Here is a 19,356-nt window from a genome sequence, read left to right on the forward strand (position 1 = left end):
ATAGCATCGGAATGACGCCGATCACCACCACCGAGGCGCTGGCCGCGTTCTGCGCCCGCGTATCCTCCGCGCCCTTCATCACGGTCGATACCGAATTCATGCGGGAAACGACCTATTGGCCCCGGCTGTGCCTGATCCAGGCCGCCTCGGCCGATCACGCCGCCATCATCGATCCGATGGCCGAGGGACTGGACCTGACGCCGTTCCTGGACCTGCTGCGCGACGAGACGATCATCAAGGTCTTCCATGCCTGCCGACAGGACGTGGAGATCTTCGTGCGGCTGGGCGCCATGCCCAAACCCCTGTTCGACACCCAGGTCGCGGCTATGGCGGCGGGCTTCGGCGAGCAGGTGGCCTATGATTCGCTGGTCCGGCAGACGCTGCGGATCGAGGTGGACAAGGGCAGCCGCTTCACCGACTGGGCCCGCCGGCCGTTGTCGGAGAACCAACTGGTCTATGCGCTCGGCGACGTGACCCATCTGGCGGCGCTTTATCCCAAGCTGCGCGATCGGCTGCAGAAGGAAGGCCGTCTGGACTGGGTGATGTCGGAAATGGAGGGGCTGACTGATCCGGCCCTTTACGACACCAATCCAGAAAACGCCTGGAAGCGGCTGAAACCCAAGAAGTTCTCGGCCAAATACCTGGCCGCCTTCAAGGCCGTCGCCGTCTGGCGCGAGCGCGCGGCGCAGGAGCGCGACCAGCCGCGGGGTCGCATCCTGAAAGACGAGGGCGTGGACGAGATCGCCCAGCAGACCCCGACCGACCCGGACGCCTTCAACCGCCTGCGCTCCGTGCCCAAGGGCTTCGGCGGCTCGCGCCTGGGGTTGGAGCTGTCCGAGGAGCTGAAGCGCGTTCTGGCCGATCCCGAGGCGCATGCGCCGGAGATGGAACGCCCCGCCCATCGCCAGCCCGCCCCGCCGTCGGTGGTCGAACTGCTGAAGGTGCTGCTGAAGGCCAAGAGCGACAACGCCGGCGTGGCCTCCAAACTGATCGCCACGGTCGCCGATCTGGAGAAGATCGCCATCAGCGACGACGCCGACATCGACGCCATGAAGGGCTGGCGCCGCCAGATCTTCGGCGAAGATGCGCTGAAGCTGAAACGCGGCGAGATCGCCCTGGTCCTGAACGGCGCGCGCGTCGAGGTCGTCGAGATCGAATAGGGTCGTCCGTCTCCTCCCCATGTAATGGGGAGGGGGACCGCGAAGCGGTGGAGGGGCTTCTGAAGTCCCACGCGCGCCTGCGATGCGTTGAAGAACCCCTCCGTCACGGCGCTGAAGAAGCGCCGAGCCACCTCCCCGCGAAGCGGGGAGGAGACGGATTGTCTTATATTTTGAGCCCCAACTCCATCGCCTCGGCCAGGGCCTTGGCGCGCTTCTTCGTCTGTTCGCCCAAGAGGACGTCGGCATAGCCTTCGGCGGCGGTCAGGCGCAGGTCGCCGCCCTTCACCCTGGCCGTCGCATTGGCCAGCAGTTGGGGCGAGCGGCCGGACAGGTCGCAGGCCAGGCGGATGGCCAGGCCCAGGGCGCGGGCGCGTCGGGCCGCGTCGCCGCCCAGCAGCCGGTCGATCACCTCGGGCTGGGGTGTGGCGGGGCCGCCGCCGTAACGGGCGTTCAGGGCGCTGGCCAGGAAGGCGCGCTCGACGTGGCTGATGCCGGCGACCGGCGCGCGCAACACCTGGTCGAACACCAGTTCCAGCCGGTGATCGGGATGCAGGCGCGCACCCAGGTCGGCTAACCGGCAGGCGGCGGAGGTCAGAACCGCGTCGCGGTCCTGCCCGAAGGCCGGAGGCAGGGCGGCGACGATCTCGGAAATCCAGCCGTTCAGCGCGCCGGGCAGGGCCGGGGCCACGCCCTGGCGTCCGCCCAGCGCCTTGCAGCCCGCCAGCAGCGGATCGGCCGTGCGCGTCGCCTCGTCCAGCGTCTCGAACAGCAGGCCCTCGCGCACGCCCCAGGCCGACATCTCGATCTGTTTCAGGCCCAGGTGCCTGATCAGCGCCTCCAGCACCAGTCCGGCGTAAGGCAGGGTCTCGGCCCGCTTCTTTGACACGCCCGGCAGCTTGGCCAGACCCGCCGCCGACTGTTGCGCCACCAGCCGCGCGGTCTCCAGCGCGTCCTCGGCCGACATCTGATACTGATGCACGACCCGCAGCGGATAGGATTTCAGCGCCATCTGCACCTGGGCCAGGGTGCGCCAGGCGCCGCCCACGGCATAGAGGCGCTCGCTCTTGAACTGGGCCGCGACGGGTTTCAGGGCCTGGTCGATGCGGGCCTTGATACGGTCGGCGTCGAACCCCTTGCCGTCGGCCAGGGCGAACGGCCCCAGCGGCAGGGTCAGCCCATGTTCGACCCCGTCGCCGTTCAGCCGGGTCAGCTCCAGACTGGCGCCGCCCATGTCGGCCGAGACGCCTTGGGCCTGGGGGGCGCCGGCCAATACCCCCATGGCGGCGTATTTGGCCTCTTCCTCGCCCGACAGGACGCGGATGTTCAGCCCGGTCTCGGCGGCGACCCGCTCGCAGAACTCCGGCCCGTCCAGGGCCTCGCGCACGGCCGCGGTGGCGGCGATCAGGGTGGCGTCCGGGCGCACGCCCTCCAGCACGGCGGCGAAGCGGCGCAGCGCCGTCATCGCCATGACAACCCCCTCGGGCGACAGTTTGCGCGTCGTCGGCAGGTCGCGGCCCAGGCCGGCCAGCACCTTCTCGTTATAGACGGTCCAGATCGCCCGGCCCTCCAGCCGGTACAGCACCAGCCGCACCGAGTTGGAGCCGATGTCGATGGCCGCGATGTCGCGGTCGGTCAGCACGGGGTCGGGCATCAGCGGCCGGGACGCTCATAACGCAGGACGGCGGGCAGGCTCTTGGCCTTGCGGCCGCGCCCGGACAGGCTGGGGTTGGTCATGAAGTATTTGTGGGCCGAGAAGGGCCGTTCGGGATCGGCGGGCGGGACGCGGGTATAGCGCCCTTCGGCGTCCAGAACCCAGCTTTGCGCGTCGTCTTTCAGATTGGCGACCATGATCTGGTCCAGCACCTGGTCGTGGACGGTGGCGTTGCGGATCGGCGTCATCAGCTCGACCCGGCGATCCAGATTGCGCGTCATCCAGTCGGCCGAGGAGATGAAGACCTTGGCCTTGTCGTGCGGCAGGTCCTTGCCGTTGGCGAAACAGACGATGCGGCTGTGTTCCAGGAAGCGGCCGACGATGGACTTGACCCGGATATTCTCCGACAGGCCCGTCACGCCGGGCCGCAGGCAGCAGATGCCGCGCACCACCAGGTCGATCCGCACGCCCCACTGGCTGGCCCGGTAGAGGGCGTCGATGATCTCCACGTCCACCAGCGAGTTCAGCTTGACCCAGATGGCGGCGGGCTTGCCCATGGCGGCGGCCGACATCTCTTTGCCGATCAGTTCGATCAGGGTGGACTTCATGTTCAGCGGCGAGACCACCAGCGCCTCCAGATGGTCAGGCGTCGCATAGCCGGTGATGTAGTTGAACACCTTGGTCGCGTCGCGCCCCAGGACGGGATCGCAGCTGAACAGCGACAGGTCTGTGTAGATCTTGGCCGTGACCGGGTGATAGTTGCCGGTGCCGAAGTGGCAATAGGTGCGCAGGCCCTCGCCCTCGCGACGCACCACCACGCTCAGCTTGGCGTGGGTCTTGTATTCAACGAAGCCGAAGACGACGTGGACGCCCGCCCGCTCCATCGCCCGCGCCCAGCGCAGATTGGCCTCCTCGTCGAACCGCGCCTTCAGCTCGACCAAGGCGGTGACGTTCTTGCCGTTCTCGGCCGCCTCGATCAGGGCGGCGACGATGGGGCTGTCCTTGGAGGTGCGGTACAGCGTCTGTTTGATCGCGATGACGTTGGGGTCGCGCGCGGCCTGACGCAGGAACTGCACCACCACGTCGAAGCTCTCGAACGGGTGGTGGATCAGCATGTCCTTTTCGCGGATCGCCGCGAAGACGTCGCCGCCGTTATCGCGCACCCGCTCGGGATAGCGCGGCTCATAGCCCTTGAACTTCAGGTCGGGATGGCCGCCGCCGATCAGGTCCGACAGCTGGGCCAGACCCAGCATTCCGTCCACCAGAACCACGTCCTGGGGCGCGGCCTCCAGCTCGCCGACGATGAAGTCGCGCAGGTCGTCGGGCATGGCGGCCTCGATCTTGACCCGCACGACCGAGCCCAGGCGACGCTGCTTCAGCGCCTCCTCGAACTCCAGCACCAGGTCTTCGGCCTCTTCCTCGATCTCGATGTCGCTGTCGCGGATCAGGCGCAGCACGCCCTTTTCCTGGACCTCGCAGCCGGGGAACAGGTGGTCGATGAACAGCAGCAGCACGTTTTCCAGCGTGATGAACCGCTTGTGCCCCGGCGTCGACCGGCCGTCGGTCGGCAGGACCCAGAACCGGCGCACCTGGGTCGGCACGGGCACCAGGGCGTAGAAGGTCTTGGTCTCGCCCTTCCGCTTCAGCTTCAGCGCCAGGGAGAAGCCCAGGTTCGGCAGGAAGGGGAAGGGGTGCGCCGGGTCGATGGCCAGCGGCGTCAGCACCGCGAACAGCTGGTTCAGGAACTCGGGTTCCAGCCGGTCGCGCTCGGTCTTGGTGATCTTCTGACGATCGACGACCTCGATGCCGGCGACGGTCAGCTCCTTCTTCAGCTGACGCCAGCGCAGCTGCTGTTCGGCCATCAGCTCGCCGGCGGCGATGTTGATCCGCTCCAGCTGTTCGGCGGGCGTCAGGCCGTCGGCCGACAGCACCCGCACCCGCTCGCGCAACTGCCCCTTCAGGCCGGCCACGCGGGTCATGAAGAACTCGTCCAGATTGTTGGCCGAGATGGACAGGAACCGCAGGCGTTCCAGCAGCGGATGGTTCGGATTGGCCGCTTCTTCCAGCACCCGCTCGTTGAAGGCCAGCCAGGACGTCTCGCGATTGAAGAACCGGCTGGGCGAGGCCATCAACTCCTCGCTGAGGGCCAGCTGCGGGGCGCGAGAGGCGGGAACCTCCTCGCCTCGGGTGTCGTCATGGATCGCGGCGTCGGTCATGGTCCGGTTCTCGCGCGCGTCTGTGACGGCCGCAAGCGGGCGCGGCGAAAAACGTGAAGGGCCGGGACCACCCGCAGGGCGCCCCGGCCGTCCCGCTTATTGGACGATGGTGTTCGGCGCCGTGCCGGCCGGGCAGTCGCCCAGGCGTTTGGCGTCGACGGTCATCTTCATGTCGGCCATGGCGGCCGGCACATTGGGGCCGGTGGTCTTGGTGGTGATGTCCACCTTGTAGGCGGTGCGCATGTCGCCCGACACCTTGCCGTCGGACGTCACCGTCATGCCCTGAGCGTTGCAGACGGCGTGGAATTCGGCGCCGCCGGGGACCGACTTGACTGAGTTCTCGCTGCAGGTGACGCCGGCCTGCTGGGTGTTGAAGGGGTTGGAGCCGGGCGTCGCTTCGCCAATGCAGATCTTCATGGTCGTCGGTTGCGGCATATTGGCGCTGGACACCGTCTGTTGCCACAGACCGGGCTGCGGGGCCGGCATCGACGCCGGGGTCGGAGCCGCCGCCGTCTCTTCCTTCTTGGTCTTGGCCTCATTGCCGTTGGAACAGGCCGCGAGCAGGGCGACGGCGGAAATCATGACAAGCTGAACACGCATTTGGACGTTTCCCGTTTGTAGGAGCGCAAGACGGCTCCACGGTGCCTAACGAAAAGGCCAAGCTAAGCGTTCAAAATTAAGCTTCGCTTTTGTTCGGGAAGCTGTGGGTATCCCCGAACGGCGGCCGGTCAGGGGGCATCCATGCCGTCCAGCACCTGGCGGGCCAGAACCCGCGTCACCGGTCGGTGCAGGGCGTCCAGCCGTTCGACCACCTGGGCCGCCGCGTCCCCGGATCGGTCCAGCCGGCGCACCAGATAGTCGATCACCTCGTCGGCGGGGGCGATGCTGCGTTCCGAGAACCGGGCGCGCAATATGGCCGACAGCACGGCGTCGTCGGGCGGCTGGACCGCCGTCGTCCGCACCGCATCCAGCCGCGAACGCAGGTCGGGCAGGGCGACCGACCACTGGCGCGGCGCCAGGCGCGACACCAGCAGCAGCGCCCCGCCGCCGGAGCTGGCCAGGTTGATCAGGTGAAACAGGCTCTCGTCGTCGGCCCGGTCGGCGTCGTCCAGCAGGACCGGCCGGCCCTCCAGCTCCTGCGGATCGATCAGGGCCGCTTCCGCGCCGGTCAGGGGCGAGGCCCCGACCCGTTCGGCCCAGTCGGCGCCCAGACGGCTCTTGCCCGACCCCGCCGGGCCATGCAGCGCCAGCACCGCCCCGACCCCGTCGGGCCAGCGGGCCAGGGCGGCGGCGGCCTCGGCGTTGCTGTCCGACACGACGAAGGCCTCGCCCACGGCGTGGCGCTCCAGCGGCAGACGCAGCTGTTCGGTGGTCGGACGGGACGGGGCGCCGAGCGCGGTCATGCCCTCGTCTTAGCAGAGGTCGACATTAACCGCGTCGGCGCCCCTCTGTTGGTTCCGGGGAGGGAAGCTGCGTCGTTGTGGATGAAATCAGGCGAACGGGACCATGGCGGGGTTCAGCTTGCCCGCCTTGAACTCGGTGATCTTATAGTCGGCCAGATCGTGAACCATGAAGGGATCGTCCTTCAGCAGCGTCGCGAGTTCGTCCTTACTGATCCGGCTGGCGACCACCAGAATGCCGCCGGTGCGCGGAACCATGGGGCCGGCCGCCACGATCAGCCCGCTGGCCACGTGCTGGTCCAGCCATTCGCGATGTTCGACCGTCCGCGCCTCGATCGCTTCGATCGGCTGGGTGTAGGTGATGGTGACGATGAACATGGCGGCCTCGTATGGGAGATGCGGGTGGGTATGATGCGCGACACAGGCCTTTGCAACGGCTGAAACCTTGACTTTCCGGGGCGATGATGCGCCCTACGCCGCTTCGATTTCCGGCGCCGACGGCGACGGATTCCACCGCCAGAGTCTCCAGACGGTTCGTTCCATGCACGCCTATCGCTCTCACACCTGCGGCGCGCTTCGCGCCTCCGACGCCGGTTCCGCCGTCCGCCTGTCCGGCTGGGTGCATAGGAAGCGCGATCACGGCGGCCTGTTGTTCATCGACCTGCGCGACCACTACGGCCTGACGCAACTGGTGCTGCACCCCGAGACGCCGGGCTTCGCCGCCGTGGAGCGCCTGCGCGCCGAGAGCGTCATCAAGGTCGACGGCGAGGTCGTGGCCCGCGACGCCTCGGTGGTGAACCCGAACCTGCCGACCGGCGAGATCGAGGTCCGCGTCCAGGGCGTCGAGGTGCTGTCGGAAGCCGCCGAACTGCCGATGCCGGTCTTCGGCGATCAGGAATATCCCGAGGACATCCGCCTGGCCAACCGTTTCCTGGACCTGCGCCGCGAGCGTCTGCACAAGAACATCGTCCTGCGTTCGCGCGTGATCTCCTCGATCCGCCGCCGCATGGTCGATCAGGGCTTCCTGGAATATCAGACCCCGATCCTGACGGCCTCGTCGCCGGAAGGCGCGCGCGACTTCCTGGTGCCGTCGCGCCTGCATCCGGGCAAGTTCTATGCGCTGCCCCAGGCGCCGCAGCAGTTCAAACAGCTGCTGATGGTCTCGGGCTTCGACCGCTATTTCCAGATCGCGCCCTGCTTCCGCGACGAAGACCTGCGCGCCGACCGTTCGCTGGAGTTCTACCAGCTGGACGTCGAGATGAGCTTCGTGACCCAGGAAGACGTCTTCGCCGCCATCGAACCCCTGATGCACGGCGTGTTCGAGGAGTTCGGCGAGGGCAAGCCCGTCTCGGCCATCGACGGAACCCACGTCTTCACCAACGACTTCGGCGAGACGTTCGAACATAAGGGCTTCGAGCGCCTGACCTACGCCCAGTCGATGGCCTGGTACGGTTCGGACAAGCCGGACCTGCGTAACCCGATCAAGATGCAGGTGGTGTCCGACCATTTCCGCGACGGCGGTTTCGGCCTGTTCGCCAAGATTCTGGGCGCGGACGACAAGAACGCCGTCTGGGCCATCCCGGCCCCCACGGGCGGTTCGCGCGCCTTCTGCGACCGCATGAACAGCTGGGCGCAGGGCGAGGGCCAGCCGGGTCTGGGCTATATCTTCTGGTCCGAGGATCAGGGCGCCTGGGGCGGTCCCATCGCCAAGAATCTGGGGCAGGAGCCGACCGAGGCCCTGATGTCCTCGCTGGGCCTGGGGCAGGGCGACGCCGCCTTCTTCGTCGCCGGTCTGCCCGCCACCTTCGCCAAGTTCGCCGGCCTGGCCCGCACCCGCGTCGGGACCGAGCTGAAGCTGGTCGACGAAAACCAGTTCAAATTCTGCTGGATCGTCGACTTCCCCATGTTCGAATGGTCGGAGGAGGAGAAGAAGGTCGACTTCTCGCACAACCCCTTCTCGATGCCGCAGGGCGGTCTGGAGGCCCTGGAGGGCCAGGACCCGCTGACCATCCGCGCCTATCAGTACGACATCGTCTGCAATGGCTATGAGCTGTGCTCGGGCGCCATTCGGAACCACAAGGCCGAGATCATGCTGAAGGCCTTCCAGATCGCCGGCTACGACGCCTCGGTGGTCGAGGAGCAGTTCGGCGGGATGCTGAACGCCTTCCGCTTCGGCGCCCCGCCGCACGGCGGCCTGGCCCCCGGCATCGACCGGATCGTCATGCTGCTGGCGGGCGAGACGGCCATCCGCGAGGTCATCGCCTTCCCGCTGAACCAGCAGGGCGAGGACCTTCTGATGAACGCCCCGACCGAAGCCGAGGAGCGCCAGCTGAAGGACGTCCACATCCGCACCGCGCCGCCGATCAAGGTCTGATCGGCGCGGTCATCGCCAATATGAAGAAGGGGACGCCGCCGGGCGTCCCCTTTTTGCTGTTCAGTTCTCGCCGGGCGAGACGAGGTTCCTGATCCGGGGCGGCGTGGGCGGCGTCGGCGTTCGGATCACGCGGATCGAACTGCTGCGGCAGGCCTGGGCTGTCAGGCCGCCGGGCAGCCGGGTCGAGCCGTCGCCGCAGGCCGTTCGGATCTGCTCCTGCGTCAGGCCGCGCGCGCCCGACAGGTCGGCCCCGCGAATGTCGGTGCGGTGCATCGAGGCTTCGGAGAAGTCGGCCCTGTTGAAGCGGGCGCCGGTCAGGCGCGCCCCGTCCAGGGTGGCGGAGTTGAAGCGGGCGTTGCTGAAATCGCCGGACGACAGGTTGGAGGCCTGAACCTCGGCGCCGGTAAAGTCCGCGCCCACCGCCACCACATTGGCAAGGGTCGCGCCGAACAGCTCCGAGCCGACGAATTTGGTCCCCGACAGGGTGGCGCCGTTGAAGTTGACGCCGTGCATTTCCGCGCCCGACAGGTCCGCGCGGCCCAGATTGGCGCGCACGAAGCCCGCGCCCTGCGCCTCGGCCCCCGTCAGGACGGCGTTGGTGAAGTTGGTCGAACCGAAGTTGGCGCCCACGATCTGGACGCCCGTCAGATTGGCGCGGCTGAAGTCGCTGCCCGAGAAGTTGGAGCCCATCATCTCGGCCCCGCGCAGATTGGCGCCGACCAGGGTGGCGTTCATGAAGCTGGCGCCGGTGAAGGTGGCGCCGGTCAGGTTCCGGCCCGACAGCTCGCAGCGGTTGCACGATCCGCCCAGGGATACGGTGCGGGCCACGTCGCGGTCCTGCATCGACATCTCGACGCCGGCGCTGGCGGGGGCCGCGGTCAGCAGCGCGCCGGCCCCCAGGCCGAGGGCCAGAAGGATCAGGGGGCGTCGGGACCGGATATGTTCTGCGATCTGTTTCACGAGACTTGAATGCCCCGAAACCCCCGCGCCACCTACTTAAATCGAGGTAACTTCGTTAAATCGCGGCAAGGTCGGCGGCTGTCAGCAGGCGGGAATGCGAAGACCGCGCGGCAGGACGGTGGAGGCGTCGCCGCAGGCCCGGTTCAGCTGGCCCTGCGTCAGGCCGGTGGCCCGCGCCAGCTGGGCGCCCGACAGGTTCAGGCCCGACAGGGTTGCGCCCGAGAAGTTGGCCCCTTCCAGATAGGCGCCCACGAAACTGGCGTTGGTCAGGTTGGCGCGCGAGAAGTTGGAGCCGGAGAAGACCCCGCCATATCCCTCCACGTCGCGCATGTCGGCGCCCGAGAACCGGGTGCGGTTCATCACGCTCAGGCTCATGTCCGACTGGCGCAGGCGCGACCCGGCCAGGTTTAGCCCGCGCGCCTCAAGACCCGAGAAATCGCCCTGGAACAGGTTGCAGCCGGGGCAGGACGCGCCGCGCTTCACGCTGGCGATCTGGCCGGCGTTCTGGGCCAGGGCGGGCGCGGCGACGGCCAGCAGGGCCGTGGCGATCAGGCCGAGTGAGAGTGTGCGTTTCATGGACCGGGCTCCGACGTTTGATCGTCCTGAAGCAAACCCTAGGCCATAACCCTTAACCTAGCCCTGATCGCCGCCCTTCGATGCGGGGGCGGGGACGGGCGCCGCCCCGCAGGTGTCGCAGGTCCAGCCGCCGCCGCGCTGTTGCAGGGTGAAGTCGCCGCAGGCGGGGCAGGCGACCGCCTCGCCCCCCGTCGCCGCGCGGGCCTCCGGCTCGGCCTTCTTGCCGAACGGCAGGACCACCAGATTGTCGGGCGCCGAGCCCCGCGCGAACCCCTTGGAGATGAAGCGGGCGGCGGGCACGGCCTCGCCCTGCGGCGCGGCGCCCTCCAGCCCGTCGCCGTCCAGCGTCTCGGCCTCGCCATTGGCCAGTTCGTGCCGGTCCAGATAGGAGACGCCCAGCTCCCGGAAGATATAGTCCAGGATCGAGGTGGCCGAACGGATGGAGTCGTTGCCGGTCACGCGGCCCGCCGGCTCGAACCGGGTGAAGACGAAGGCGTCCACGAACTCGTCCAGCGGCACACCGTATTGCAGGCCGATGGAGATGGCGATGGCGAAATTGTTCATCAGGCTGCGGAAGGCGGCGCCTTCCTTGTGCATGTCGATGAAGATCTCGCCCAGTTCGCCGTCTTCGTATTCGCCGGTGTGGATATAGACCTTGTGGCCGCCCACCGCCGCCTTCTGGATATAGCCCTTGCGGCGGTCTGGCAGTTTGCGGCGGGCGCGTTCGCGCTCGACCACCCGCTCCACCACCCGTTCGGTCGGACGCGGCGCCTCGCGCGCGGCCGCGGGTTCCGGCCGCGCGGCCGTCTCGACGGCGGGCAGGGTCAGCAGGGGCCGGGCGGGCGGCTCGGCGCGTTGCAGGCGGACGGCGCGGCGGCCGTCAAGCGCCGCCTGACCCATCAGCCGCGCGGCCTGAGCCGCCGTGGTGCGCCAATGGGTGATCTCGGGGGCGATGTCGGCCAGGTCGCTGAACGGCGCGACGGCGCGGCGCAGATCGGCGGCGGCCCCCTCCGGGTCGGCCAGCAGGAGGGCGACGGCGGGGGGCGCGTCAGGCCAGGTCGCCAGTTCGCCGTGACCGAAGACCCAGCGCGCGGCGGCGGCCTCGGCCTCGTCCGACACGCCCAGCAGGGTCAGCAACAGGCCGTCGCCGTCCTCGATCCCCAGCACGTCGCGGATGAAGCCGGGGTCCAGCACGGGGGCGGAGAAGACCGCGTCGAAATCCTCGGCCCAGGCCAGGGCCTGTTCGATGGCCGCCAGTTCGATGTCGGTGAAGCCCAGGGCGCGCAACGCCGCATGATCCAGCCCCGGCGCCTCCGCCAGGGTGCGACGGCCGAAGACATGGCGTTCGGCCGCCTCGACGTCGCCGCCCGCCGCGCCCAGCGCCGCCGCCAGCGCGGGATGCAGCCGCCGCCCGATCTCCCCGTCCGCCGTCTGGAACACGTCGACGGCGGCGATCCGCCCCCGGCCCAGCCGCAGCCGCGCCTCCGCATCGTCCACGAACAGGCCGATGGCCGAATGCCGACGCGGCCGGGGCTTGGCGGTCAAGACCTTGAGAGCGGCGACCGCGACCGGGTCGGCGCTGTCCTTCAGCGCCGCGCGCCGTGCGGCCTGGGTGTCCTGCGCCGCGGCCCGAACGTCGTCCCAGTCGGGCGCCGCGCCTCGGACAGCCGCCAGATCGGCCGAGGTCTCGCCCGCCGTCGCCGCGACCAGCGCCGCCAGGGCTTGCGCCCGCGCCGTTCCCGCCTCGCCCAGCGGCGCTGCGGCCTCCAGCAGACCCTCAAGCCCCAGCGCCAGCACGCCGGGCGTCGGGCGTGTCAGGTCCAGCGCCGTGGTCAGCAGCCGCGTCAGGGCGGCCAGATCGTCCGCCGTCTCGCCGTCCAGCGCGCTCACGGCGGCCAGGTCGATGACCATGCGCGCGGTCGCCGGGGCCGTCGCCGCCTCCGCATCGCGCGGGTCGAAGGTCAGGATCAGCCCGCCGTCCAGCGCCGCCCTGGCCGCCAGCAGGGCCTCGGGCGCGCCCGCCGCGATCTGCGTTCGGTTCGCCAGGGCGACCAGAGGCGCGCTTTCGACGGCGGGGGCCAGGTCGGGCAGGGGACGTTCGCCGTCCACCGCCCTCAGAATATCGGCGTCCGAGGCGCCGCAGCGTCTGGCCAGCGCCGCCGCCCGCCCCAGCGCCGGATTGCGCGAAGGATCGCCGCAGTCGCCGCGCGGCCCCTCGCAGCGATCCATCGCATCGGCGACCCCGGCCAGGGCCTCGGCCAGGGCCTGGGCCGACTGGGCTCCCAGGCGCGCGGCGGAACGGCGTCCGCCGTGATCGGCCAGGATGGCGGCCGCGCCCGGATCGTTCAGATCGACCACCCCCGCCGCCGCCGCGCCCGACCGCGCGGGCGCCGCCAAACCCAGGATGACGACGGCCGACAGTTCTTCGGCGAACCGTGCGGCCTCGGCCGGGTCGAACACGCCCTCGGACACGCCGGTTTGCGCCAGCCCGGCGGCCCAGGCGTCCACGCCCCCGTCCAGTCCGTCGCCCGACGCCGCGTCCGACAGCCCCTCAGCCGCGATCCAGTCCAGCCAGGCCTCGATCTGGGCGTCCGACCAGCCGACGGGCGCCAGCACCGGCCGCACGCCGGCGGGCCGTTCCACGACACGATGCTCCATCGCGACTCGTTCGGCGCGAGGGGCGAAGCCGGATTGAAGGCGCATGGCGGTCCCTCCGATGGGTTGGCTTCAGCCTAGGTCGAACGCCGCCCTTCGCCAATACATCTGGTGTCGCAGCGGCGGTTTGCCCACAAGATATCGATTCGCCCTTCCGCCGCTTCGTCGCCGCCTGGACGCTGGACGAAGCGGGTCCGTGTTTCTATGATCCGCGCCAACCGTCGGACCTTCAGTCCGGCGACCCTTTACGGTTGGATTTCACGACGTGTTGAGCAAGATTTTCGGCTGGTGGGAGGGCGCCACGATCGGCACCCGTTTCACCATCGCCAAACGTGGTCGCTTTGTCGGTCAGGACGAGAACGGCAATCGCTATTACGAGAGCCGCGACAACGTCAGCTATGACGGCCGCAAGCGTCGCTGGGTGATCTACGACGGATACGCCGAGGCGTCCAAGGTCACGCCCGACTGGCACGGCTGGCTGCACTACACCTTCGAACAGCCGCCGACCGAGCAGCCGCTACCGCGTCGCGCCTGGGAGAAGGACCATCTGCCCAATCTGACCGGCACGCCTCTGGCCTGGCGTCCGCCCGGCTCGCTGGCCGCCGACGCCAAACGTCCGGCCGCGACCGGCGACTATCAGGCCTGGACGCCCGAGTGAAAATCCGCCGGACCCTGATGGGCGCCGGCGCCCTGATCGGCGTGCTGAGCGCGGGGGCCGTGACGGCCAGCGTGCTTCAGGATTCGCCGCGCGACGCGCGCCCGGTCCAGGACCCCATCGGCGACATCCTGCGCAAGACCCCGGCCCAGCCGGCCAACGCCGTGCCCACCGAAACCCCGCCCGCCGGCGCGCCCGCGCCGCGCGCGCCCGTCGCGGTGACGCCGCCCCCGGCCGTCATCGTCGCCGAGGACGCCGCCGTCGAGGAAAAGGCCGAGGACGAGGTCAAGGCTGAACGTCCCGTCGCCGAAAAGGCCATCGACCAGCCCGCCACGCCCGGCCGTCGCCAGCGGCGCAAGTTCGCGGTCATTCAGGCCATCGACAAGGTCACGGCCGAGACGATGAAGTTCGAGGTCGAGGTCGGCGGCCGCCCCGTGCGCTTCAACCGCAATCTGGTCTTCGCCGCCCGCGCCTGCGAGGTCACGACGCCCGACGAACTGACCGAGGACGCCATCGCCTATATGGACGTTTCGCTGCAGCCGCGCGGCCAGACCGCGTCGCGCCAGATCTTCCGGGGCTGGATGTTCGCCTCGTCCCCGGCGGTCAGCGGCGTTCAGAATCCCTATTACGACGCCTGGGTGGTCGGCTGTAAGAACTGACCGACGCGAGGAGGCCGGCATGGATCGCAACAGACCGTTGAAGAAGGACGAGACGGTGGAAGTCCGTCTGTCCCACGCCGCCAAGACCGCCTTCATGGCTCGGTGTCAGGCCGAGGGCCGCACGGCCAGCGAGGCCATCCGCCGCTTCATCGACGCCGAACTGAACCAGACGACCGCCGCGCGCCGCTCCGTCCCCGCCGGCTGGCGCCAACTGGCCGCCGCCGCCTTGGCCGGCCTGGCCCTGGGCGCCGTGGCCGTTCCGGCCCTGGCCCAATCCCATGCGGCCCCGCCCAGCCGCGCCGCCTTCGACCGCCTGGACCGCAATCACGACGGCGTGGTCAGCTTCGACGAATATCGGGCAGGCTAGGCCCAGCCTCCAACCCGCCGTCATTCCGGGGCCGCGCCCCGCGCGGAACCGGGACCCGGAGGACCGCTTCTATCGCACCCGCACCAGAAACCGATCCCATTGCAGGTTCAGCCAGGTCCAGGGCTTGAACAGGCCCGCGCCGGGCTTCCACGACGCCAGCACCATCTCGGCCCGCCCCACGATGTTCTCGGCCGGCAGCAGGCCCACCCCGATCTCGCGCGGCCAGCGGCTGTCCAGCGAGTTGTCGCGGTTGTCGCCCATCATCAGATACTGTCCCGCCGGCACGCGGCGCGGCGGCGTGTCGTCGCCCGGCAGGTTCGGCCCGCCGTCATAGGTGACATAGCTGCGGCCGTCGGCCAGGGTCTCGCGCACCCGCTGCACGGTGCGGCCCGGCGCATCGTGATCGGCGACGACGTCCAGCCGCGTCTGGCGGACGGCCGCGCCGTTGACGAAGACCGCCCCGCCGCGCACCTGAACCGTGTCGCCGGGCAGGCCCACGACCCGTTTGATCCACACCTGTTTCGGATCGCTGGGGCGGCGGAACACCACCACGTCCCCGCGTCGCGGCTGGCCCCCCATCAGCCGCCCCGGCCGGATCGGCGGGCTGAGCGGCAGGGACGCCGTACTCCAGCCATAAGCGAACTTGGACACGACGATATAGTCGCCGACCACCAGCCCCGGCTCCATCGACGACGAGGGGATGGTGAAGGGCTGGAACAGGACGATGCGGATCGCGAGCGCCAGGATCACGGCGAAGACCAGCGTCAGGGCGATCTCTCGCAACTCGCGAAGAACGGAAGGGTGGGACGGGGCTCTGGGCGGGGTCTGGGTCATGCCGCCATTGACCGTCAGGCCGAGCGAAGACGCCAATCCGAACGTGTCGGGACAGGCCCCAAATCGTGTCCGGACAAACTTGACGTCATTCCGGGGCGTCCGAAGGACGAACCCGGAACCCAGGAGAAGCGCATCAGTCGTCGAGTAGGGCCGGCATCGGACATGTAGCCCTGGGTTCCGGGTTCTTCGCTCCGCTCAGCCCCGGAATGACGAACTGAGAGACCTATGTTCTCGACTGTCGATTGGACCTAGGCGCTGGCTAAAGCGACCGCCTCGGCGCCGGTCAGGGGCGCGGTCAGGGCCGTCTGGTCGGGCGCGACCTTCAGGGCGGGCGCCAGGCGCTGCAGATAGGCCGCCTGGGGCGTCTCGACCGCCCCGAACTGGCTGAGATGTTCGGTCAGGAACTGGGCGTCAAGCAGCGTCCAGCCGCCCTTCCTCAACCGCGCGACCAGATGCACCAGCGCCACCTTGGAGGCGTCGCGTTCGCGGCTGAACATGCTCTCGCCGAAGAAGGCGCCGCCCAGCGACACCCCGTACAGCCCGCCGACCAGCCGCTCGTCCCGCCAGCATTCGATGGAGTGGACGAACCCCTGCGCGGACAGGGCCGCATACAGCCGCCGGATCGGCGCATTGATCCAGGTGTCCTCGCGATCCGGCCCCTGCGCCGCCGCACAGCCGTCCAGCACCGCCTCGAAGGCGGTGTCGACGCGGATGTCGAACGGCTCGCCCCGCACGGTGCGGCGCAGGCGGCCGGGAATGTGGAAGGCGTCCAGCGGTATGACGCCCCGCTGGTCCGGTTCGATGATGAAGACGCGCGGATCGTCGCGCGCCTCGGCCATCGGAAACACGCCCCGGGCGTAACAGGCCAGCAGATCCTCGGGGCCGAAACCGCCGAAAGGACCGCTGGCGCTGAAATCGGGGTCGGTCATCGCCAAAACCTCAAGTCCGTCATCCTCGCCCTTTTGGCGAGGACCCATATGCCCGGTGTCGAGCGTGATGCGCTCCACTGACGACGGTGTTCACGGATTCTCGGCACAAGGCCGAGAATGACGAAAAGAGGGTCAGGCGTCGCCCTTCTGACGGGCCGCCCACTTCTCCAGCCAGTGGATGTCGTAGTCGCCCGACAGGATGTCCGGTTCGGCCAGCAGCTTCTGGAACAGGGGGATGGTCGTGTCGACGCCGCCGATGACGACCTCGTTCAACGACCGCTTCAGGCGCGCGATGGCTTCTTCGCGGTCGCGGCCGTGGACGATCAGTTTGCCGATCAGGCTGTCGTAATAGGGCGGGATCGAATAGCCGGCGTAGATGGCGCTATCCAGACGCACGCCCAGGCCGCCCGGCGCGTGGAAGTCGGTGATCTTGCCCGGCGAGGGGGTGAAGGTTTCGGGGTTCTCGGCGTTGATCCGCACCTCGATGGCGTGGCCCTTGAACGCGATGTCGTCCTGGGTGAACGACAGCGGCAGACCGGCCGCGATCCGCACCTGTTCGCGCACCAGATCGACGCCCGTGATCATTTCCGTGACCGGGTGTTCGACCTGCAGGCGGGTGTTCATCTCGATGAAGAAGAACTCGCCGTCCTCCCACAGGAACTCGATGGTGCCGACGCCCAGATAGCCGATGGCGGCGATGGCCTTGTTGACCGTCTCGCCGATCTTGGCGCGTCCCTCGGCCGACAGGGCGGGCGAGGGGGCCTCTTCCAGCACCTTCTGGTGACGGCGTTGCAGCGAGCAGTCGCGTTCGCCCAGGTGGACGACATTGCCGTGGCTGTCGGCGATGACCTGAATCTCGATGTGGCGCGGCTTCTGGAGATAGCGCTCCATATAGACCGCGCCGTTGCCGAAGGCGGCCAGAGCTTCCGACTGAGCGGTCTGCACCGCCTCGACAAGATCGTCGGGCGTCAGGGCGACCTTCATGCCGCGTCCGCCGCCGCCCGCCGCCGCCTTGACGATCAGGGGGAAGCCGATGGATTTCGACGCTTCGATGGCGGCCTCGACCGTCTCGACCTCGCCGTCCGAGCCGGGAACCACGGGGATGCCCGCATCCTTGACCGTCTGTTTGGCGCTGATCTTGTCGCCCATGACCCGGATATGTTCGGGCTTTGGACCGATGAAGGTCATGCCGTGGGCTTCGACGATCTCTGCGAAGCGGGCGTTCTCGGACAGGAAGCCGTAGCCGGGGTGGATCGCCTGGGCGCCGGTGATTTCGGCCGCCGCGATGATCGAGGGGATGTTCAGATACGACTTGGCGGCCGAGGCGGGGCCGATGCAGACGCTCTCGTCCGCCAGCCGCACCCACATGGCGCCGCGGTCGGCCTCGGAATGCACGGCGACGGTGGAGATGCCCATCTCCTTGCAGGCCCGGTGGACCCGCAGCGCGATCTCGCCCCGGTTGGCGATCAGGACCTTGGTGAACATCAGGGCGCCTTAGGCTTCCAGCAGGACGAGGGCTTCGCCGAACTCGACCGGCTGGGCGTCGCCGACCAGGACGTCGGCCACCACGCCGTCGCGCGGCGCCTGGATCGGGTTCATCGTCTTCATCGCCTCGACGATCAGCAGGGTCTGGCCCTTCTTGACCTTGTCGCCCGGCTGGACGAACGGCGCGGCCTCGGGCGAGGGCTGCAGATAGGCGGTGCCGACCATCGGCGACTTCACCTCTTCACCGGCGCGGGCGACGATGGTGGCGGGATCGGACGGCATCGAAACCGGCGCGGCGGCCGCAGCGGCAGGGGCCGCGACCGGCGCCGGGGCGGCGGCGTACTGCACCGGGGCGGCGTTGACGGTGACTTCGCGAGCGACGCGGATACGCAGTTCGCCGCGCTCGACCTCGACCTCGGTCAGGTCGGTCTCGTTCAGGATTTCGGCCAGCTGGCGGACCAGGGCGGCGTCGATCTCGGCGTGTTTCTTGTCATCGGCCATTGGAATGCGCCTTGTCTTTCGTGTGTGTAAGCGAACGGGCGGCCTTCAGGGCCGTTCCCGGATCAGGTTGAGGGCCGCCTGGACGGCCAGTTCATAGCCGTTTGCGCCGAAACCGGCGATCACGCCGGTCGCCGCGGACGACACATAGGAGTGATGGCGAAACGCCTCGCGCGCCGCCGGATTGGACAGATGCAGCTCGATCACCGGGATCGACAGCGTCTTCAGCGCATCGTGCAGGGCCACCGACGTATGGCCATAGGCCGCCGGATTGAGGATCAGGGCATGGGCGCCTTCGCGGGCTTCCTGAATCCAGTCCACCAGAACGCCCTCGTGGTTGGTCTGGCGGAACACGATCTTGGCCCCGCCGCCCGCCTTCACGCACCGCTGCTCGATGTCCGCCAGCGTCTCGTGGCCATAGATGTGCGGCTCCCGAACCCCGAGCAGGTTCAGATTGGGGCCGTTCAGCACATGAATGACGGGCGTTTCAGCCATGGGTCCAGGAATCGTTCCGGCGCAGCGCAGCGCAAGAGGGGCCTTTTAGCGGACCCGGCTCGCGGGTCAAACGGTCGCCGTGTCGAAGTTTACGCGGGGGCAGTCGGCCCGGAAGCTCCGGCGCTCTGGCGAAGCGGCCCGTCGCCGTCTATCTGCCCCTTCAGGCCAGACGGAGACGTGCGATGACCCAGATCCAATTGAACGGCGAACCGCGCCTGGTCCAGGCCGTCACCATCCTGGCCCTGGTCGAGGAACTGGCGCTGGACCCGCGCAAGGTGGCGGTCGAGCGCAATCTGGAGATCGTGCCCCGTTCGCTGCACGCCTCCACCCCCGTCGCGCCCGGCGACCGGATCGAACTGGTCCAGTTCGTCGGCGGGGGCTGATCGCGATCAAATCCCGCAACGACGCCTTTCCCTGACGCGCCGGGGTGTTTAGGTCAGGC

Annotated in this window: 19 protein-coding genes; 6 read left to right on the top strand and 13 right to left on the bottom strand. The window is 68.9% G+C overall.

All coding sequences use genetic code 11. The features are described 5' to 3' along the window. The first annotated feature begins 11 nt into the window (after positions 1 to 11). On the top strand, positions 12 to 1,160 hold the full coding sequence (rnd, locus tag SH203_RS06440) for a ribonuclease D (protein WP_087120014.1): 1,149 nt from the start codon (positions 12 to 14) through the stop codon (positions 1,158 to 1,160). 163 nt (positions 1,161 to 1,323) lie between these two features. On the opposite strand, the gene SH203_RS06445 is transcribed toward rnd, so the two are convergent. The 5 genes from SH203_RS06445 to SH203_RS06465 all read right to left on the bottom strand — a co-directional run bounded on the left by SH203_RS06445 (position 1,324) and on the right by SH203_RS06465 (position 6,805). Continuing rightward, positions 1,324 to 2,811 carry a Ppx/GppA phosphatase family protein gene (locus SH203_RS06445; protein ID WP_087120015.1) on the bottom strand — a complete coding sequence of 496 codons (1,488 nt, stop codon included), beginning with the start codon at positions 2,809 to 2,811 and terminating at the stop codon, positions 1,324 to 1,326. Next, positions 2,811 to 5,027, bottom strand: a complete 2,217-nt coding sequence (locus SH203_RS06450; RefSeq protein WP_087120016.1) for an RNA degradosome polyphosphate kinase — start codon at positions 5,025 to 5,027, stop codon at positions 2,811 to 2,813. Before SH203_RS06450 ends, SH203_RS06445 begins: the two co-directional genes overlap by 1 nt. Positions 5,028 to 5,123: 96 nt before the next feature. Beyond that, the gene (locus tag SH203_RS06455) at positions 5,124 to 5,627 is read right to left on the bottom strand and encodes a DUF3617 family protein (protein ID WP_087120017.1); all 504 of its coding nucleotides are present in this window, start codon (positions 5,625 to 5,627) and stop codon (positions 5,124 to 5,126) included. A gap of 128 nt (positions 5,628 to 5,755) precedes the next feature. Beyond that, the gene (locus tag SH203_RS06460; protein ID WP_087120018.1) at positions 5,756 to 6,430 is read right to left on the bottom strand and encodes a DnaA ATPase domain-containing protein; all 675 of its coding nucleotides are present in this window, start codon (positions 6,428 to 6,430) and stop codon (positions 5,756 to 5,758) included. A gap of 87 nt (positions 6,431 to 6,517) precedes the next feature. Next, positions 6,518 to 6,805: a YciI family protein gene (locus tag SH203_RS06465; protein WP_087120019.1), complete on the bottom strand. Its 288-nt coding sequence runs from the start codon at positions 6,803 to 6,805 to the stop codon at positions 6,518 to 6,520. A gap of 163 nt (positions 6,806 to 6,968) precedes the next feature. On the opposite strand from SH203_RS06465, the gene aspS reads away from it, so the two are divergent. Next, positions 6,969 to 8,801 (top strand): aspartate--tRNA ligase, encoded by a 1,833-nt coding sequence (gene aspS / locus SH203_RS06470; protein WP_087120199.1) that lies wholly within the window; start codon positions 6,969 to 6,971, stop codon positions 8,799 to 8,801. Between the two features lie 60 nt (positions 8,802 to 8,861). Here the strand turns inward: aspS and SH203_RS06475 are convergent, their stop codons facing one another. From SH203_RS06475 to SH203_RS06485, 3 genes are all read right to left on the bottom strand, one after another. Beyond that, the gene (locus SH203_RS06475) at positions 8,862 to 9,761 is read right to left on the bottom strand and encodes a pentapeptide repeat-containing protein (protein ID WP_087120020.1); all 900 of its coding nucleotides are present in this window, start codon (positions 9,759 to 9,761) and stop codon (positions 8,862 to 8,864) included. Positions 9,762 to 9,842: 81 nt separating this feature from the next. Continuing rightward, positions 9,843 to 10,337: a pentapeptide repeat-containing protein gene (locus SH203_RS06480; RefSeq protein WP_087120021.1), complete on the bottom strand. Its 495-nt coding sequence runs from the start codon at positions 10,335 to 10,337 to the stop codon at positions 9,843 to 9,845. Between the two features lie 57 nt (positions 10,338 to 10,394). After that, positions 10,395 to 13,040, bottom strand: coding sequence for a TSCPD domain-containing protein (locus SH203_RS06485; protein WP_087120022.1), 2,646 nt, complete (start codon positions 13,038 to 13,040; stop codon positions 10,395 to 10,397). 217 nt (positions 13,041 to 13,257) lie between these two features. Between SH203_RS06485 and SH203_RS06490 the strand changes: the two genes are divergently transcribed. From SH203_RS06490 to SH203_RS06500, 3 genes are read left to right on the top strand one after another with little or no spacing between them, the layout of a single operon-like run. After that, positions 13,258 to 13,650 carry an NADH:ubiquinone oxidoreductase subunit NDUFA12 gene (locus SH203_RS06490; RefSeq protein ID WP_087120023.1) on the top strand — a complete coding sequence of 131 codons (393 nt, stop codon included), beginning with the start codon at positions 13,258 to 13,260 and terminating at the stop codon, positions 13,648 to 13,650. Further along, positions 13,647 to 14,306, top strand: a complete 660-nt coding sequence (locus SH203_RS06495; RefSeq protein ID WP_087120024.1) for a DUF2155 domain-containing protein — start codon at positions 13,647 to 13,649, stop codon at positions 14,304 to 14,306. Before SH203_RS06490 ends, SH203_RS06495 begins: the two co-directional genes overlap by 4 nt. Positions 14,307 to 14,325: 19 nt before the next feature. Continuing rightward, the gene (locus SH203_RS06500) at positions 14,326 to 14,673 is read left to right on the top strand and encodes an EF-hand domain-containing protein (RefSeq protein ID WP_087120025.1); all 348 of its coding nucleotides are present in this window, start codon (positions 14,326 to 14,328) and stop codon (positions 14,671 to 14,673) included. Between the two features lie 69 nt (positions 14,674 to 14,742). Here SH203_RS06500 and lepB read toward each other — a convergent pair whose 3' ends face one another. The 5 genes from lepB to aroQ all read right to left on the bottom strand — a co-directional run bounded on the left by lepB (position 14,743) and on the right by aroQ (position 18,914). Next, positions 14,743 to 15,507, bottom strand: a complete 765-nt coding sequence (gene lepB, locus SH203_RS06505; protein WP_087120200.1) for a signal peptidase I — start codon at positions 15,505 to 15,507, stop codon at positions 14,743 to 14,745. Between the two features lie 248 nt (positions 15,508 to 15,755). Next, a complete protein-coding gene (gene aat, locus SH203_RS06510; protein WP_087120026.1) occupies positions 15,756 to 16,436 on the bottom strand; it encodes a leucyl/phenylalanyl-tRNA--protein transferase in 681 nt (226 codons plus the stop codon). Positions 16,437 to 16,568: 132 nt separating this feature from the next. After that, the gene (gene accC / locus SH203_RS06515; protein ID WP_087120027.1) at positions 16,569 to 17,921 is read right to left on the bottom strand and encodes an acetyl-CoA carboxylase biotin carboxylase subunit; all 1,353 of its coding nucleotides are present in this window, start codon (positions 17,919 to 17,921) and stop codon (positions 16,569 to 16,571) included. A 9-nt stretch (positions 17,922 to 17,930) separates the two neighbouring features. Continuing rightward, positions 17,931 to 18,422, bottom strand: a complete 492-nt coding sequence (accB, locus tag SH203_RS06520) for an acetyl-CoA carboxylase biotin carboxyl carrier protein (protein ID WP_087120028.1) — start codon at positions 18,420 to 18,422, stop codon at positions 17,931 to 17,933. Between the two features lie 45 nt (positions 18,423 to 18,467). Continuing rightward, entirely contained in the window at positions 18,468 to 18,914 is a 447-nt protein-coding gene (gene aroQ / locus SH203_RS06525; RefSeq protein ID WP_087120029.1) for a type II 3-dehydroquinate dehydratase, read from the bottom strand. Positions 18,915 to 19,096: 182 nt separating this feature from the next. Here aroQ and thiS point away from each other — a divergent pair, with 182 nt between their 5' ends. Next, complete coding sequence (gene thiS / locus SH203_RS06530; RefSeq protein WP_087120030.1) at positions 19,097 to 19,297, top strand: sulfur carrier protein ThiS; 201 nt, start codon at positions 19,097 to 19,099, stop codon at positions 19,295 to 19,297. Positions 19,298 to 19,356 lie beyond the last annotated feature (59 nt).

The sequence above is a fragment of the Brevundimonas sp. SH203 genome, assembly GCF_002157625.1.
Taxonomy (GTDB): Bacteria; Pseudomonadota; Alphaproteobacteria; order Caulobacterales; family Caulobacteraceae; genus Brevundimonas.